1 protein-coding gene is annotated in these 691 nt (G+C 51.5%); it reads right to left on the bottom strand.

What is annotated here, in order from left to right:
- Window positions 1-7: 7 nt before the first annotated feature.
- On the bottom strand, window positions 8-646 hold the full coding sequence (locus EXE50_RS16875) for an IS6 family transposase (RefSeq protein WP_077152271.1): 639 nt from the start codon (window positions 644-646) through the stop codon (window positions 8-10).
- Window positions 647-691: the final 45 nt, after the last annotated feature.

The following is a 691-nucleotide window of genomic DNA, read 5'->3' as shown; positions in this document are numbered from 1 at the left end:
GGTCGCGTTAAGTTTGGCGTGAATTGTGGTAGACGGCGAAGGCTTCGAGCCAGTTTTGAGCTGTCTCTAGCGCGACATTGCTGAAACTATTCGCAAATGATGATGTTCGTCGTTCTATCTCCCAAAAGACACGTTCGATAGCATTCCGATTTCCATGTCGAATGATTTGAAATCGATACCCGTCTTCAGCAAGAACTGATCCAAGATAGTCTGCGTCATCGACGAGAAATTCGACGTTATTCAGCTGATAGCGCCGGTGTAGCTCGGTGAGAAACCATCGCGTTGTCTGTTTATTTGCGGTCGGATAGAGGCTCAAGTGAAGGATCTCGTTCGTCTGTGGATCAACCGCGGCGTACAGCCAGAACTTCTGGCCGTGGAGGCGGATCATCTTTTCGTCAACCGCGAGTTGATCCTCGGAGACGGTCGAGATCGGCTGTAGATCGGCCTTATGAACCCAGTTGTGGATCGCGACGTGACTTCGACTGATTCCAAACAGTTCAAGATGCTTACTTACCTCGCGCAGTGACATACCGGCTAAGTGACTGCGGATCCCTAGTTCAATCGCCCAGCGCGGCGTTCGATCTCGCTCCACAAACGACAAGTCGATCCACGTGATACGTTCGCTGAGGCGTTCGATTTCGGCCATAAGCACTCTGAAGTCGAGCGCCTCATCCTCTAAGTTAACGCGACC

Origin of the sequence: Halorubrum sp. ARQ200 (assembly GCF_005435115.1) — an archaeon.
GTDB classification, from domain to species: Archaea; Halobacteriota; Halobacteria; order Halobacteriales; family Haloferacaceae; genus Halorubrum; species Halorubrum tropicale.
The sequence above is the reverse complement of the archived record's forward strand: the minus strand, read 5'-3'. Positions and strand labels throughout refer to the sequence as shown.

What these genes read in the sequence shown, in the direction of transcription:
- EXE50_RS16875 (WP_077152271.1), bottom strand. Translation starts at nt 646, where the DNA reads ATGGCCGAAATCGAACGCCTCAGCGAACGTATCACGTGGATCGACTTG.